Annotated in this window: 16 protein-coding genes; 5 read left to right on the plus strand and 11 right to left on the minus strand. The window is 57.7% G+C overall.

Features of this window, described 5'->3' with window-relative positions:
- Positions 1–73 precede the first annotated feature (73 nt).
- The 3 genes from PSV26_RS02900 to PSV26_RS02910 all read left to right on the plus strand — a co-directional run bounded on the left by PSV26_RS02900 (position 74) and on the right by PSV26_RS02910 (position 4618).
- Positions 74–730, plus strand: a complete 657-nt coding sequence (locus PSV26_RS02900; protein ID WP_300567494.1) for a hypothetical protein — start codon at positions 74–76, stop codon at positions 728–730.
- Positions 731–959: 229 nt separating this feature from the next.
- Positions 960–2405, plus strand: a complete 1446-nt coding sequence (locus tag PSV26_RS02905) for an RES family NAD+ phosphorylase (RefSeq protein WP_300567496.1) — start codon at positions 960–962, stop codon at positions 2403–2405.
- Between the two features lie 611 nt (positions 2406–3016).
- Positions 3017–4618, plus strand: coding sequence for a DUF2779 domain-containing protein (locus PSV26_RS02910; RefSeq protein ID WP_300567499.1), 1602 nt, complete (start codon positions 3017–3019; stop codon positions 4616–4618).
- A gap of 79 nt (positions 4619–4697) precedes the next feature.
- On the opposite strand, the gene PSV26_RS02915 is transcribed toward PSV26_RS02910, so the two are convergent.
- The 11 genes from PSV26_RS02915 to PSV26_RS02965 form a co-directional block, all read right to left on the minus strand.
- Positions 4698–4850, minus strand: coding sequence for a hypothetical protein (locus PSV26_RS02915; protein WP_300567502.1), 153 nt, complete (start codon positions 4848–4850; stop codon positions 4698–4700).
- Between the two features lie 39 nt (positions 4851–4889).
- On the minus strand, positions 4890–5327 hold the full coding sequence (locus PSV26_RS02920; RefSeq protein ID WP_300567505.1) for a hypothetical protein: 438 nt from the start codon (positions 5325–5327) through the stop codon (positions 4890–4892).
- A gap of 277 nt (positions 5328–5604) precedes the next feature.
- A complete protein-coding gene (locus PSV26_RS02925) occupies positions 5605–6027 on the minus strand; it encodes a hypothetical protein (protein ID WP_300567508.1) in 423 nt (140 codons plus the stop codon).
- A gap of 135 nt (positions 6028–6162) precedes the next feature.
- The gene (locus PSV26_RS02930; RefSeq protein WP_300567510.1) at positions 6163–6657 is read right to left on the minus strand and encodes a PRTRC system protein E; all 495 of its coding nucleotides are present in this window, start codon (positions 6655–6657) and stop codon (positions 6163–6165) included.
- A gap of 52 nt (positions 6658–6709) precedes the next feature.
- Positions 6710–8419, minus strand: a complete 1710-nt coding sequence (locus tag PSV26_RS02935; protein ID WP_300567512.1) for a PRTRC system ParB family protein — start codon at positions 8417–8419, stop codon at positions 6710–6712.
- Positions 8420–9312: 893 nt separating this feature from the next.
- Positions 9313–11187, minus strand: coding sequence for a DUF4942 domain-containing protein (locus PSV26_RS02940; protein WP_300567515.1), 1875 nt, complete (start codon positions 11185–11187; stop codon positions 9313–9315).
- An 839-nt stretch (positions 11188–12026) separates the two neighbouring features.
- Entirely contained in the window at positions 12027–12245 is a 219-nt protein-coding gene (locus tag PSV26_RS02945) for a hypothetical protein (RefSeq protein ID WP_300567518.1), read from the minus strand.
- Positions 12242–12526: a hypothetical protein gene (locus PSV26_RS02950; RefSeq protein WP_300567521.1), complete on the minus strand. Its 285-nt coding sequence runs from the start codon at positions 12524–12526 to the stop codon at positions 12242–12244. The genes PSV26_RS02945 and PSV26_RS02950 overlap by 4 nt, the downstream gene beginning before the upstream one ends.
- A complete protein-coding gene (locus tag PSV26_RS02955) occupies positions 12523–12762 on the minus strand; it encodes a hypothetical protein (RefSeq protein WP_300567524.1) in 240 nt (79 codons plus the stop codon). The genes PSV26_RS02950 and PSV26_RS02955 overlap by 4 nt, the downstream gene beginning before the upstream one ends.
- A gap of 34 nt (positions 12763–12796) precedes the next feature.
- On the minus strand, positions 12797–13114 hold the full coding sequence (locus tag PSV26_RS02960; protein WP_300567527.1) for a hypothetical protein: 318 nt from the start codon (positions 13112–13114) through the stop codon (positions 12797–12799).
- Between the two features lie 163 nt (positions 13115–13277).
- The gene (locus PSV26_RS02965) at positions 13278–14240 is read right to left on the minus strand and encodes a PD-(D/E)XK nuclease-like domain-containing protein (RefSeq protein ID WP_300567530.1); all 963 of its coding nucleotides are present in this window, start codon (positions 14238–14240) and stop codon (positions 13278–13280) included.
- Positions 14241–14366: 126 nt separating this feature from the next.
- On the opposite strand from PSV26_RS02965, the gene PSV26_RS02970 reads away from it, so the two are divergent.
- Both PSV26_RS02970 and PSV26_RS02975 read left to right on the plus strand, forming a co-directional pair.
- Complete coding sequence (locus tag PSV26_RS02970) at positions 14367–15188, plus strand: hypothetical protein (protein WP_300567533.1); 822 nt, start codon at positions 14367–14369, stop codon at positions 15186–15188.
- 105 nt (positions 15189–15293) lie between these two features.
- Entirely contained in the window at positions 15294–16328 is a 1035-nt protein-coding gene (locus tag PSV26_RS02975; protein ID WP_300567536.1) for a hypothetical protein, read from the plus strand.
- The last annotated feature ends 77 nt before the right edge of the window (positions 16329–16405 follow it).

A 16405-nucleotide genomic window follows, 5' to 3' on the forward strand; every position in this document is an offset into this window, starting at 1 on the left:
ATGCGTTTCGACGCAAAGGTTTCAATCAATCACCTCGATTTCGGTGCGAGGCTAGTGGGCAGCATTCGCGCGGATGGAGATCGAGATGACGACACCACGAGCCGTAACGGCGACCCTGGTCGCCAGCCTCAAGCGGGCAGCGAAGCGCGAGTCACGAATAACATCGTTGACGTACAGCCAGGCGTTGGAGATTGAAGCGCAACATGCCGGTTTTTTGAACTGGCACGCCGTCACAGAGCTATTGCGCTCCGGGAGCGCGGTGCTGCAGGAGCCGCTGGAGATCGACCCGCTACTGCCACCAGACTTCTACAACACACCAAACGATGAACGCTCCGAGGAGGAGCTCGCGCGCTGGTGGCAAAAACCGTTTGCCTGCACCAATCCAGATGGCTCGTTGGATGTGAGATGTCTGGATGGGGGCGCGTGGGACCGACCCACTTTCTATGGCTCCGCGCCTAGTCTTACAGCGGCGATCGCACTTGCAGACAAGAAGCTTAGAACGTGGCAATGGGCACAGCAACAGCCGGTATCAACTATGCGGGGCGACCGCATCTACATGATGGTTATGCCGAACAGACCGGGGGAGACTCCGGTGACGGTGATGGAGCTCGAGTCCTTCGAGGCCGCGAATGCATGGCTGACTGAATGGCAGAAAAGGCACCCGCCACCCCTTGGGAGCCGGTCCCAGTGGCGTGGACACCAGGATCAAACACTGAGTGACAGAGGTTGAGCCGGGTAGCGGCTGCGCCGCTTCAATGGTCTTTGGGCGGCCTGCCTCGTAATCCTGGGCCTTGGCCCATTTACGCCATTTGCCTTGTCAGCACCAGGCGCGTTCGCCGAGTGACAAAGCCTTGTGGTGAAATGCCGGTCAGAAGGGTCTTTGACCTGCAGCATGCGCAGCCGGGTGGATTGGTGCCGTTCCGGGCTCTGCATGCAACAACAACCTCATGGAGAACCAAATGGCCGACGACGAAGACCTGCGCCTTTGCAGTGAGTGCATTCGCGAACGGGTCCTGCAGCAGGAAGTGGTTCGGGCAGGAGCTACTGGAACCTGCATTTCGTGTGGTGAAGTGAACCTCTCTATTGGAATTGCCGCGCTTGCCGACCGGATCCGGCCCGTGTTTGAGAGGCACTATGAGTTGTCACCCGACGAACCTGATGACATGGAGTCGGCGATGATTCGTCACGGAGTGGGCTTCCCCTGGTTTCGCGATGGCGACCCTCCCGAATACCTCATTCAGGAAATGGCGGAGATCCCGGAGGATGCGGCGCGTGCCATCGTCGCGTCGCTGGAGGAGCGCGCCGATTTCGAGATGGAGTTCGAGAGTCGCGATGAGAATCCCTATGGCGACGAGGCCCGGTACATCACACGCCCGTTTGATGAGACCGTTGTTTCGGGAAAGTGGCGCCTTTTGGAAAAGCAAGTGCACCATCGCGCTCGATTCTTCAATTCCTCGGTCAGCAACTACCTGGCGGAACTGTTTGAGGGGATAATTGACCACAAGGCAACTCGAGCTACACACGCGGTGAGGCTGATTGCGGCCGGCAGGAAGGTCTACCGTGCGCGCGTTGCCCGGACGTGGACGGAGGTAGGCGAAATACTCGGCAATCTGCCGGCAGGGATGGGGTCTCCTCCGGGTCGAGTTGCGAAGGCTGGCCGAATGAATGCGACCGGGATTGGCGTCTTCTATGGCGCGCTGCAGCGGAACTCCTGCCTGGCTGAGGTGCGCGCGCCGGTTGGAGCCCAGGTAGTGATGGGAACATTTTCGTTCCTGCGGCCCGTGCGAGTATTGAACCTCACTGCCTTGGAGAATCTCGCTGTACCCAAAAGTTGGTTTGACCTAAATTATGAGAAGGCTGCCGAGCAGAGCGCCTTTCTTCGATTGTTGTCGCGCCAGTTCGCCGCGCCCGTTCTTCCAGGCGATGAGGACTTTGAATACCTGCTGCCACAGGTCGTTTGTGAGTATCTCTCTGAGGTGGTTCGTCTCGACGGCGTTTTGTATTCGTCTTCGCAGACTGGCGGCAAGGGAACCAACCTGGTGCTGTTCCCCAGAGCGGCAGTAGTCGAACCGCTTCCGCGCGGGACGGAAACGAGCCTCGGAACATCGTTCGACGAAGATCAGGCGCCGATACTGGAGATAACTACCGCGCCACCAGAGGTGGCCAACTCCCCAGATAAGAGCGTCTGGGGTATCGATTTTGACCACATGGATACGAGCTCTTTTTCGGCTTCAGACTTCGAAGAACTTGAGGACCTGACGTTGCCGAAGCCAAGCCTGAAGTTCATCTTTGACTCGGTTGAGGTCACAGAAATTAGAGGCGTAGCTTACAAGCAGTCTCGGGTGCCGATACCCGCACTGCGTTCCGAGCGGTCCCCTCGCCGGCGGCAACCGCCCGAGTTCTAGATCGGTCACCAGGCCTAGGCGTGGCCGTGGCTCGGCTGCGGGCAAAAAAAACCCGGCACGAGGCCGGGTGGAGCTGGCTTACGCCAGAAGGGAGGTGACGGGCGCGGGGAAGCGCCAGCGTCAAGCGAATAGTAGCACCCTGGAAAGCCGTCCAGCCGACCCGCTATGCAAGCTCCTGCGGGATACGCATCGCGGCGAACCGCTCATGCAGAGTCATAAGGACGGCCAGCGTCGGCCTTGCAGTTCGAGGGACTGCGTAATGAGGTGCGCCCGCCGGGTCAATGAAGCGCGCCGCTGAGTCGGCCTCGTACATGGTGTTGAAGAGATTGCTGGCGTGCATGGGGCCTTGGGTTGGCATGTAGATTCCGATCAATAGGCGGAAGCGATGTGGCTTACCGCAAAGTAGCGTGGATGGTTTGGAATTGGACGAATCCGGTTGCCTGTCGGGTTCTTTTCAGGCGTTGCCTGAAATGGCTGAACTGCGCGCAGCTGGCGGCCTCGGTTGCGAGGCAAGGAAATTTTAGTACCGTCTCACAGGAACGACAAGCCCCGATTCGGTCAGTTGCCGACTTAGCCCTTGAAGTTTGAACATGATCTTGCAAACTGTTTGCATGATTTCAAAAACCGATATTCAGTCCTATTTGCAGTGCCCTCGGAAGCTTTGGCTTGAGCACCATGGTGACGCGACCATCGCCCCGAAGGCAAGTGATGGACGCCGGGAGAGGGATGGTGAGGCGGGAGGGGCATTGGCGCGCAGTGTGCTTGGGCCTGACGTGATCCGGCCGTCCTCGAACGATGACAAGGCTGTGGCTTTCACGTTGGCCCGGGCTGAGCTTTTGGCGAGGCCTGGCGTGCCGGCGGTTGAGTTCCCATTGGTGTATGGGGATGTCTACGCGAGGGCCGATGCGCTGCTGCCAATTACGGGTAGCCAGCACGCCCTGCAGGAGACCAAGGCCAGTACCTTTCCCTTGAAGGACGACAAGGTCACCCCAGGCAAGCCGGAGGCGCATCATCTCGACGATATCGCCATCCAGGCGTGGACCATGGCGCAAGCTGGCCTCAACATGGGCCGGGCGGAGCTCAACTTGCTGGATGGCCAGTGGGTGTATCCGGGTGGCGGCGACTATTCGGGCATCTTCAAGCCGTACGATGTGACCGATCTGATCGCCCAAAGGGTTTCCTCGGTACCGGACTGGGTGGCGGGCACGCGCGCCACGCTTTCCTCGAAAGTGATCCCCATCGCCACAAGGGGCAATCAGTGCAGCAAGCCGCACGATTGCCCGTTTGTCGAGAAGTGCAAAACGCTTGAGCCTGATCCACCAAAGCACCCGTTGACCCTTTTGCCTGACATTGGCGGGAAGGCGCTGGCGAAGAAGCTTACAGCCGCAGGTTATTCCTCGCTACTTGAACCCGAGCCCTCGCAGCTCGTTGGATGCCAACCTCAAAAGACCGAGCTTTATCGCAGGATCCAGACCGCCCATAAGCAGGGCAAGGCCATCCTTAGTCCGATGGCGCAGGAGGTGATCGACGCTATCCCCTACCCTCGCTATTTCCTGGACTTCGAGGGTATCGATCTGGCGATTCCAGTGTGGGAAGGTGTTCGGCCCTATGAACAATTGCCATTCCAGTTTTCCCTTCACATACAGCGGGTTCCCATGGACCCGTTTGAGCATGTGTCCTTTCTCGACCTTTCGGGCGCGGACCCGTCCAAGGGATGCATCGCGGCCTTGCTGGATTCAATTGCGGACGATGGCGGTGCCATCCTTGTCTATTTCGCCACCTATGAGCGTGGCCGGCTGGTGGAGCTGGGTAAGCGTCACCCGGCGCATGCGGCGGCCATGGCGGGCCTTGTGGACCGATTGGTTGACCTTCTGCCGATCGTGAAGGAGTTCTACTATCACCCCGACATGGAAGGGAGCTTCTCGATCAAGAAGGTCTTGAAAGCGATGGCGCCAAGCCTGGACTACGGAAAACTGGAAGAAGTTCAGGAGGGCGTCGGTGCGCAGCTGGCATACCTCGAGGCGGCTTTCGAGCCGGTAGTCGGGCAGACCAGAAAGGCGGACCTGGCTCGAAAGCTGACTCTGTACTGCGAGCAAGACACGTGGGGAATGGTGGTTATCGCCTATTTCCTCGCACGCCGCCCGGTGCCGGCGCGGCCGGCGACGGACATGTCGGCGGTCATGCAGATACCGAAGATCCCGATTGCAGCATAAGAAGAGTGCCCAAGCAGAAATGAAAACGCCCACCATTTGACTGGTGGGCGTTGGGGTTTCCAGGTGACTGGAATTGCGGCTAAAAGCCTTCGTCGTTGAGCAACCTGCTGCGTGCCAGGTTTTTCTCATGCAGTTTGCGGGTCTCTTTCTTCATAAACGGTATCGCGAAAAGTGCCAGCAGAATGCCGAGCACCATAACCACGTTAACCGCAATGATGAGGGGATTGTCCACGTTGAAATTTCCCATAACCTTGATGCCTTGATTGTATGGCTACAGCGCGAGCTTTTCAACTCGCGTTGTCACTCCAACTTTTGAGGCGGTCCGGGTAAGTTCGTCTCGAATAATAGACCGCACCATGCCGGCCATCTTCCGAAACCTCACCTTCTCAAGTTCGTCTTCCTCGCGCTCAAGCTCCTCGAGCTGGCTGGCCAGCGCGAATGTGAAGCTGTGCAGGGAAATAAACCAAAGCACTGCTACAGCGTACATCGCAGACGAGCCATGGTTGTAACCAAGGACACCTCCGATCGCAGTGCCATAGAACGAGGCATGCGAAATGATCTCCTTCAGCCATTCAAGCTTCTGCGCTGATGCGTAGAGCCTCTTGGAAGCTCTGCTGATTGCTGGGACTACCTCAACAACGAATCCCACGAGCGCGCAAGCGCAGGCGGGGGCTAATGCCGCAAGGTACCCAATGGTCTGTGAGGCCATAGATGCTCCTTGCGGTGCTGGATGCGGCGGGCATCTCCGATTACAGCTGTGGGCTGTGAATTCTGGTGCGCAGAAACGCTTTAAGGCTGGATTGATCCAGGCTCAAAGGGTCTGTGGAATGCTGTGGTTCGCTTGTGCGATGGCGCGTGGCCAGTTCTGATCGGTCCAAGTTGAACCTCTGGGCGGGACTATTGACGAGTGGCGCCGCACACGACTGCTGTGGCAGTTGGCCGAATCGTATCAGAGAACAGCCGCCCCCCGAAGGGGGCGGCTTGCCTTAATGCGTCAAACCCGCAATGCCGACATTTGCCGACACCCGACGGACGGCATCATCAAAGGTAATGACATCTTCGTCATCTTCCAGGAGGGTGAGCAGGTCCATGTCCAGGGTAGCCCAGTCGACCCAGTGGCTTTGTATCGCCACGGCACCGTGGGTAGCCGGCGAGAATGCCTTCAATGCAATACCCCGCTTGGCGCAGACAATAAAGTCTCCGGTTTCGAGTGTCGGCGTGGGATCAACCCAGTTGACGTCATGCACGTAGATCTCGACGCTTGCCAGGTTCTTTTCAATGGCGATGTCGCGCAGAGCACGAAAGTTTTCCAACCGCGCGCTTGTCAGGCGCAGCTCCGCAGTCGCGGTTGCTGGTGCCCTGGTGGCAATACCGGGGGTACCGGTATAGAAGGTAAATGAGAGTTTCACTTCAGTTTCCTTGATGTCATATGGCTCACGCCACGTTAGGCTGCTGCTGCAGCTCGGGTTCCTGATCGCTCAGGGTACTTCCCGAAGCCCTGTGTTGGCTTTGGGAAGCACCTTGGTAGGTGCTTCTTAGGATCCTTAATCTTTGCTAAAGAGATCCATTCCCGCAGACACTGGAGTCCCGGTTTGAGCTGGTGCTGCCGCATCGGCCGGAGCAGCTGCAGGAGCTGACGGTGAGTCATCGTCGGCTTCGTCTTCGGCCGATCCTTCCGAGCCGGAGCCCGTATCGGCCGCCGTCGAGGCTTTCCCGGTCGCGGGCTTGCCAGGCTTTCCCTTCAAGGCGTTGCTGCCCTTGTCGGCGGAGGTCTTCCGCGCGATCTCGAGGACCGCGGTTGTCGCCTCGACCTGTTCGGCCAAAGACGCACGTGCGCTGGCGATCTGCGCCATCGCCTCAGGCATATTTGCCTCCAGGTCCTCCACGGTGCCGTGCAGGGTGAATGGCTTGGCCAGCGCTGGGTCGCCGCCCTCCCTGAGGGTCGGGACGAAGGTCAGGCTGAGCTCGCCAGCGTTGGCCTTCACAAGGATGTTGAGCACGTTGCACTGCAAGGCCAGTTTTTCGATTGCTTTGAGCATTTTTGTTTCCAAAATGTGCTGCGACCGGGACAAGTCCTGATCGCAGCTGGTTTTACTGATAGGCCAACTGGCCTGGGACAACGTGAAAGTCGAAGTCCTTGACGGCGAGCAGGCTCTTGATGGCATCGTCCTTCTTGCCCAACATGAGCTTGCCGAACTCCTTCCCGTACGCTGTCTCGAGACCAACTTCCTTGGCGACGGCCGTGATCTCTGACTTGGTGAGAAGCTTGAGATAGGTCTCATCGATGGAGAAGGTCTTGGCCAGGTCGACTTCGAAGGCCTTCAGCGCGTCGGTGACGTGCCGGTTGTCCAGCGAATCGAGCGCCGTAAACGCGATGCTCGCTACCGTTGCAGAGATCTGGGCACCTTCGGCCTTGTTCATGGCTTGGATCGCCTCGAGCACCGAATTCCCGCTCAGGCCTGGCACAGGTGTCAGGTCGATGTCGGAGCCTTGAATCTGCCGTGCTGAATCAGCAAGGCAAATCGCGATGAGCATTTGGATGCTCTTGCGGGCGCCTGTCTGCAACTCGGTCCGGAGCGCTGTGCGCCACACCTTCTTGCGGAAATCAACCACGCCGGCGGAGACGGCAGAAGCCTTCGCTTTTGCCTTCGGTTTCACCTTGGCGCCCTTTTTTGCGGTCGGGGATCCCTTCTTGGCGTTTGAACCACCGGCTGAGGAAGCCTCTGCCGCTTCGGCAGCAGCTTCGGCCGTGGCCTTGGAGTGCTTCGCGACCATCCGCGTATTGCAACCCGTGTCAAAGCATTGCTGCTCGTAGACCTTGCCTTCCTTGCCAGGGATCGCGCTGACGGCTGCGCCAAAATTTGCGCAACCCAAACAGGCCTTGCCCTGCTCTTCGCCGACGCCCTTGGGGCCTTCAACGACCAGCTTGATCACGGAATAGTTGTCGCCTTCACGGACGATTTCCACTCGCGGATAGTTTTCGACCAGGGAGGCCTTCTTCTCGAGGAGGACTGCTTCGGTCTTTGCGGTGAAGCATTCACCGTTGGTACAGTTGCCCGAGTCGATTGCCTCGCTGAACATTGCGCGCTGCGTGTCCGAGTTGTTCGGGCATGCCTGGCACTCCGTTTTGTCGAAGCAGGCCGAGGCCAGAGGGCGTGCGATCTTGATGAGACTTTCCTTGAGTGTTTCCACCGAAGGAATGCTGGGCATCGCGAGCAGCTTGGCCAGCGCCCCATCCTGCGCAGCCTTTGGGGCCGCGGCCAGGAGTTCAGCGTGCCCAAGCTTGATGACGCGCTTTGTCAACGCGTCGAGCACGTTGTCACTGGCGTTCATCAGGGCGAGCCTTCGCGCAACAACCTCAGGCTTGAGACCCATGTGGCGCGCGACTTCGTTTCGGTCGCCGGCAAATTCGGCCAGCAACTTTGCACAACCCCTAGCCTCTTCGGCAGGGCTCATGCCTGCGCGTGCGATGTTTTCAACGAGTGCGGCAATGAGGGCAGCGGCTTCGTCCATGTCGTCCATGTCGAAGATGTTGGCTGGGATCTCGTAGCTCTCACCAAAGGCCAGCTTTGCCGCGTGGTAGCGGCGCTCACCAGCCACAAGCTGGTAAAGGCCATCCCCGAGGTCCCTGAGAATGATCGGGGTCATGACGCCGAGCGCTTTGACCGTAGCGTTGAGCTCGAATTGCTCCTGGTCGTCGAAATGGGTGCGCGGGTTGCTACCCATCACGATGCAGGTCAAAGGCACATGCGCGAGCCGACCTTTCTTCACGACGGAAGGTTTGTCGATGGTTTCCACCATAAAAACTCCAAAAGATTTTTTCCCTTTCGGGATAGGTCGCGGTTAAGCGATTCAGACTAGTTGACCGACCAGTTACGGATCTTGCGATGGCCTAAATATACCACTTCGGCAGGTTTTTCATAGGCGGAAAAGAAGAAAAAAGACGCGGTTTTGTCCTGCCCGGCATCAACCGGGGGCCGTGGTGTCCACCTTGCCACCTGGCCCCACCGGAAGTCACCGCATGGTAGTATTTGCTCGTTCCCCAACCCGCCGCAGCTCGGTCAATGCTGCCTACGTCGCTCACGCGATGACCCGCCCTCACAGGGCATCTTTTTTGAGGAGATTAATTTTGAACAGTTCAGAAAGTGTGCGAGATGGGCACTCCTGCGACTCCACCAAAGGCGACCGGTTCATTCCGTTCCATGACACCAGGAGGAACCGCCGTGGCAACCGAACGGTCCGTATGCCCCATGAGGCCTGGAAAGCCCTTTGCCGGGCCTCCAGGGGTCAGGATCCGGGGCGCTGTGCGCGGGATATCTGCCGCGTGGGCTTGATGCATTGCCGCGATCAGGAGGAGTTTTACAGCTTCACTCGCATGACAGCGGCAAACATCAAGCCACCGGTGATTCAGGAGCTGATCCACAGCTGGTGCTGGCAGTCGACGCCCTCAGCACAGCGCAAAAAGTATGCAGAAATACTTCGCGCATACTTTTCCAGGTGCAGAGCGGACCGGGAAAGACGCCGTGGCTACATGAAGCCCGGCCAGCCATTTACCCGGCTACCTGGGTGAATGTGGAACTTGCCGAGCCATAGGGCCCCTTAATTGGGGCCCTTTTTTTTGCGCGCGTAGGCTCAAAAAAAAGGCCACCATCCTTCTAGAGATGGTGGCTTGAGTGACATGAGACCGGTTGCGTCTACGCTGCGAGCAAGAGGAACGGCTCTGAATCAGTCGGTTTGTGGGCAATTTGACGAATATCAGACTGCCCTGGCCCTGCCAGCGCTGGGCCACATCGAAGGCCTTGCTCCTCGTGCACGGCGTCAATCGCCGCGTCCATACGATCCAGCTCTGACCCGTCAACGTCCAACCCCTTGACCTCTCGGAGCACCTTCAGTGCTGGTCGATCCCACCCGTAGGAGGTCCGGGCGCTCTTTTTATAGAGATCCATGTAGTCTTTGGTGAAGGCCTCACCCTTGTCGTACTGGGTCTTGAAGTCTTGATTTGCCTCAGTGAAATCGCCAGGGATCCACCGGCGTAGCCGACCGACGAACAGGTTGATTTTCTCAACTACCTCTTCAGACTTTGGATAGAAATGAATCGTACCCGCGCCTTTGTAGTATCTGAAATCAAAAAACTTGGTAGCCACACGGTTGCCCGTCAGTACGTTGTTTCGTTTGAAGCCGTCGGCAAGGCCGTCGTAAGCCTCCGTGATCCCATGGAGATAGCCGAAGACCTTGTCAATGTCGGACAGGAAGTGCTCTGACTCATAGTCGAGCGAACCGCTATAGGACGAGACGCTAAACCTTGGGATGATGAACCTGGTCTTGCGGATCCGCACACCGATTCGATGTTTTTGATTGCTTTTGAAAGAGCGGAAGAATACGACATTGTCGCTCGAGCGCTCGATGATCGTGTCGAAGAGGTCACAAACCATGTCCTGGTAGATCTCGCCCATTGAGCCGATCACCCCAGCCAAGAACCCATGCACGTTCGGAATGCTGAATTCGAGATCGTAGATGCTCTGCGATGAGGCCTCAATTTTTTTGCGAGCCTGGTTCGATAGCTTTTTCGTCAGCAACGATGAACGAATGATTTGTGCCCACGCGCGCTTTTTCAAATCGGCGTAGCGCTTACGGAACTCGTCATTCGCGGAATTGCGAATCGATCCCGTGGACTCCCGGAAATCGTTTCCGACCCCTTTCGCCTGCATGTCTTCCAGAGTAAGCCCTAGCCCATTGCTCAGGTGATTGCAGATCGCCTCCGCCTCGCTGCATTTTCGGGCGGCCTCAACTGCTTGCTCGAATCTGTAGAAGGTGTCGTTGATGAAGTTCGTTGGCAAAGCCAGAGCCGTACAGACCCCGGGGTCGATTTCGCCTCTGAGGCTGTCACCCCTGCGCAGGCCCGAGAGGAGCGTATCCATGTCGAGGTACTTGCCGGGCACCTTTTCGAGGTAGATGAGAGCTACTTCAACCTCTGACGTTCGCTCGACATCGCTTACGAACTGGCTCTGCAAGAACTCCACGGATCCGTAGCTTTCGATCAGTTCGACTAAGCGCCGCCGTTCTTGGCTGTACGGGTTTTTGATCGACTCGGCGTTGATGATTGCCACAACTTCCGCGTCATAGACCAAGTCCCACGCGTGCAGGACATGCTTTACCCCGTCCGCGAACGGAGGGTTCATGATCACACTGCCGACAGTCGCTAGCGACGAAACATCCAGGAAATCGTAGCCAATCACTTTGACGTCAAGTTCCTTGAGGTTCGCGTGATGCTCGATGTTGATTTCGACGGCCGAGATCTCCAGCAAATCGCTAAATTTCTCCCTGGCGCGGTCGCGGCGTCTGAAGCTTCGATGGCGGCCGTGCTGAATTTCTTCATCGGGCACCGCTTCGAGCCAAGGGATTTGGTCGTCAGTAAGCTCGGTGAAGCCTTCTTTGGCATAGCGGATCAAGTTGCCCTTTCCTGCGCTTGGATCGCACAGGTGGCGGACCGGACGCTTGAACTTTGCCCACATTAACGCGGCCGTGTGTGCCCCGGTGGGGTAGTACTGATAATTCAGGATGATCTCCAATGAAACTGGAGCCGTTGCCTTTAGGCATCTGGCTCTGTTGCGAATAACCCGATGTGATCGGGGCTGGCTGAGTTAGACCGTCAGCTGCGGTTGCCACTTACGCGGCGGGAATTCTTTAGCGTACCAGGCGGAACACGAAGTTCAAGGCTGGAAAGTCTTACCTTTGGTAGTTTGCTGGCCACGTGGCCAAGAAAAAGCGAATGCAGAAAAAAAGAAAGGCGAAGGAACCAGTCCTTCGCCTTTTTGGGGTGTCAGTGTGCGGCGCGAGCCGCAGACTGACCAGACCCTACGGTGTGTCGTACCCACTGAAAGAGAGTGAGTTCGGAGTCAGTGCGTGCGCCTTGTTTGCGCGCCTTGCAATGAAACCAACGAGCTGCGCTGAAGGGAACTCCAGCGGCGGCCATGGCAGCCGGCGTACAGGCTGCGAGGGGAGCAGTGTTGAGTGATTTCGACATAACATTTCCTTTGCACGAGGCAGGCCACATGGCCCCCAAAGCGCTCATTGACGAGGACTTTGGGGGACATGCGACCCAGAAATGAATGAATCAGCCGCCCGAACACATTTGCGCGTGAAGCAGCAGGCTGTGTTCGGGCGGAATTGCTATGAAGCGTGGACTTTCGTCCAGAAGAACCCTCGATCAGGAGGACTTGGTTTTCACCAATGCAGGCTTTCGCCTAAGGTTGCACTCCACTGGGGAGAGCTAGGCTGTCATTCGGGACAGCTGCCTATCAGCCTCGTGCGAGGTGTAGAAACTGCAGTGTACAACAACATTTCGGTGGCTCGCAATATCTTTCGGCAAAAAAAAGCCGCCCACGTGGGGCGGCCTTTAGAAGGCTGGTTACAGACTATTGGTACGTCTTGCGTTGTCCAACCAGGTCTGGGCCTTGTCGGCATTCGGAAAGTAATCCGAATACCGCGAGTGGGGCGACGTGAAGCCGTCTTCGGTGACAGAGCAGCCGACGTAGAAGCCGGCGGCGCTTTGCATCACCTCAGGTTCACCAACCACACGCTCTGACGATTCAGGTGCGGGTGTGGTGGCGGAATGGTCAAGACTCATGACGAGATCCTCTGAAGGAGTTGATTGATGAACACGGCTGCTGGGGCGCCGAGCGTGAATGAATTCCAGATGCCAAGCAGGGATGTCACCGTGTACGCGAATTGCTGCAGGAGTAACTTGCGAAAGTGACCCTTCACAGCGAAGACGATCCAGCACAAGTTCGAGGCGAGGAAAAGCAGCCAGCCATAGCGGCTGTACTGACCCATGCTCGCCACCAGCAGTGCGCCGCCGATGCCCGTCAGGGCACCGTACGTTTCTGCGTCGGCAAGCGACAGTTTCACGCCGCCACCTTTGCAGGATTGAACCGAAGTTCCAGGCCGCACTTAACCGGAATGATGCGGGGGTGGGTGTGCTGGCCAGCGGCCTCTTCCAACGAGATGCTGACCGGGATCGGAGTCAACGCTGGGAGTGGGAGGTACGAACCTTCGCGCTGCAGCGTGGCTGGCGGCGCAGGATCGAAAGAAAAGCCCGCCGGGGGGCAGGCAACGGGTAATGCAATGCCGGTCGTTTTGGGCATAAAACTCCTCATTTGAAAGTTGACGCGTTTTAGGTCAGACGTCTGGGTTGGCCATTTCGAAGGCGTGGATTGCGGCGTCGACTTCTTTTGAAACGCCGACAGGCAGTACCAATTGAATCAACGTCGTGTATGGCTTGATGCCAGTAACCTGCCGCAAGGCAGCACCCAACGCGACCTCGAGATCCGCGCGAAGCGAGTCGGTCAGGAGCACCTCATCGCCGAAGGCGCGAAATGTGATGTGGGGGAGGTCTCCGAGCTGAGAGACGCCGTACGGTTCCTGGAGCGCCCGGAGGAGATACAGGTTGATGACGTCCTTCTGCATGAGCGCACTCAGTGCATTTTGGATATTCATGAAAAGATTCCAGAAGCGGGAAAAAGAAATGGCCCGAGAGCCATGACGAAGGCTGGTGAAAGGTCCAGCTGACCTCGAAACTTGCGTTACGAGCCTCTACTTTATCCGAAAATTTCCTGAATGGCGAGAGGCTTCGCCGTTGTCACTCAAACCGAGTAGCCGCTCAAACAGCGACGCCGTATGCCTTCGCCATGTCCAGGAGGGAAGAGTCTTCCATGAAGAGGGGCGCGACAGGGACAGGGGCCTTTGCAGGCGGCTGCTTTGGCCAAGAATTCTCGTCGGTGCATTTTTTGACCATGTTCAGGCAAAAACGGCGATAGCGCTCACCCTTGGCCAGTGTCTCTGGAGTCAAGATGAATGACCTGGTCACGTAGGGCTCAGCCTTTTCGACGGCGAACAGTGCGAAGTTGGCGTCTACCCCGAAGACTGCTTTGACGCCCGCGCGGTAGTGGGCGGCTTGAAAGTCGTAGCGGAAATTAAAAATATCGCTGATAAAGGCTGACTCAGCTGCCGACCTAGTGGACTTCAGGTCCCCGATCAGGGCTGAAATGCCCAGCGTCATTGCGTCGGGCCGTGCCTTGCAGAGCAAGCCGGTTTCTTCGTCAATCCAGAAGAGGCTCCGTTCTTTGATCGCGGGGGCCACGGACGCAACTCCCTCCAGCCAGGCATCGAGCGGGAAGTCTGCCATCTGGCGAAGTGCGGCCGCCATCCCGAGCGCCGCGTCGTACTGCGCTTCGGTCATGTGCGTCTTGCCAAGGTGCTGAACCCTGAAAAGGTCCCAAGTCATGCCTTGTCGACGACCTTCCGACCACACGACAAACTCCGAACTCACGAGATGAGGTTCCAGCACCATGGTGTGCAGGAGGCGCCCAAGGCGTAGCGCATCGGTCTCCATTGGCGGACGCTTCAGCTTCAACTGATAACTTGCTGGTGAAACCAGCATGTGTTTGAGTCGCGACGACGAGAGCCCAGGCGACCCGTTGTGGTACTCCTCGGCGCTCATCTCACACCAAAACGACCCTGGTGATACTCCAGGAGTCTGCAGCCCAGGCAGGCGTGGCGCAGGAACACTTGAAGTGATGTTTGCAATAGCGTTGAGAAACCCGAGGTCGAGTGCGTTGTTCATTTATTGGCCGTAGAGCAATTTCAATACGGTCAGGATGGCATACATGCGAAGTATTTCAAGGGCCAGCTTGTCACTCGTCAACATGTCACTCCGGCAGAAATCGACGGGTTTGCCATCATGAGACATATGCACTATTTGACCCATCCGGAAATCGAACACATTGAACTTCTTGATAACTACCGCGGCGGGATATTCGCCATGCCGGTACTGCTTCACCCGCAAGGGGTAAGGGATAGTGGCGTTGGTGGCCACGACAACTTTGGCGTTGACCCTATCCGTAAGCTGGACTATGAAGCGGTAGGGACGGTGCTTCACAAAAGCGGTTTGCTGTCGAAAGATGGCCAGAACGCGACATTCCTGGCGCACGCAGTTGATGCGAGCTTTGTGAGCAGCAGCCGGGGAGAGGCCCAAGAGGGGCTCATGAAGGCGTTGGTGACATTGCACCAGTCCCTGCCATCGACAGATGATCTCCTGAAACTGTTCCGGATTTCGGGTTTCGACCCAAACGGTGGCGGACTTGTTTTCATCTTCGGCCTGGTTTACCGGCACGCAGCAGACCTTCGCCCCATCTATCTTCCGGATCCGAATGAATTCCTTTTTAGCCGTGAGCGCCTGGACATCGAGCTGGCGCTCAGTGGGAATCAACCCGGCATGTATCGGCACCAGGTGCTCGCACCCTACCCGCTTTCCACCGCCATCGCCCAAGGCGTGGCAACCGCCGTTTCTTGTTATACCGGGATGACGGACCAGCTGCTGTCCTGCAGCATTGGGTTCACCCAACACGGGGACATGAAGATGGAGTTGCTCAATGACGAGGGTGCTGCTGCTGTATCCGTGAATTTCGCACGTGACGCCCTGTCACCATCAGATATCAACCTCATACATGAGCGCGCACTTCGAACCGCTGCGATGGGCGCGGCCGCAGCGCCCAACTATTTTCGGCACTAGGGGTTGAAGTCTTCGGGAGATATGAGATTCTGAATCAGACGCTCATTCGCCAATTGCAACCTGTACACCGACCAACTAACCCAGATTCCTTTGCTGGAGATACCTATGACTGATACCGCGCAAGCAGGATCCACCCCTGAACCAGTTGCGGCCATGCCGTTGCCGACTCTGCGCGGCTTATTGGGCGGGCTCACTTACCAGACACCGGTGATCGGCACCATCCGCATCGGTAGTGTCGAAGATCGGCTTGGCATCAAAGTCCCCGTGCCTGACGACGAGTTCAGTGTTCACGCTCGTTTTCGAGACGACGCAGGCAAGTGGGTTGAGCATGCCGAGCACGCGAAGCTCAAACAGAAACCGGAGCACCTGGTCAACGAGAAGCTGCGACGGATTCCGGTCCGGCTCGTTTACGATTCCCCGAACCTCAACATGGGGGAACAGTACGCCGCGTTTACGAGTAACGGGCGGCCCGCGTGTGTCGGAAATGGTTGTACGGCGCGGCAAATCACGCCGACCGGTGTGGCCGAGGTCGCCTGCCCTGGGTCCGACGCCTGTGTATTCGGATTGGCTGATGAGCATCGATGCGGCACTCTCACGCGGGCAATCTTTCACCTGGAAGGTCAAGCTGAGGCTGACGGGGTGTTCATCTTCCGGACCGGGTCCTACAACTCGGTCAATGACATGCGGTTTCGGCTGGAGACGCTGCACGCTGGATTTGGCAAAAAACTCGCAGGACTTCCGATGTGGCTGACCATGCGGCTGAAAAGCACGGCGCAGTCGTCTGGGCACCCGTTCTTCTACGTTTCACTTGAGCCACGGTTTGCCTCGCTCAAGGAGGCGTCCGCTGCGCTCAAAGAAAGGGCGAGCGCAGAGGACGAAGCTGGCTTCAATCGGCAGGCCTACGAGGCAGCGGCCTCACTGCTTCTGGCCAATGGGGCAATCGCCGAACATTCCGAAGATACCGGAGAGTTCGAGGAATTGCTTGTGGGTCGCCCAGGACAGACCTCGCAACTGCCGCGCCGAGGACAGAGGCAGTCAGTCGTCGGGCCTGATATCTCCAACCTGGTCAGCACCTATGCGGGCGCCAGTGCGAATGAGGCGGCGGCCGTTGCCCACCCGCCGCGGCCTCAAGCAGCCTAGACAGCGTTTCTGGTGCGCGGCGCCGGTGACCCGGTTGCCGAGCAGGCAAATGATGGCCGATTCAGCTCAATGTTGCT

It is taken from the genome of Polaromonas sp., assembly GCF_029945685.1.
Taxonomy (GTDB): Bacteria; Pseudomonadota; Gammaproteobacteria; order Burkholderiales; family Burkholderiaceae_C; genus Polaromonas.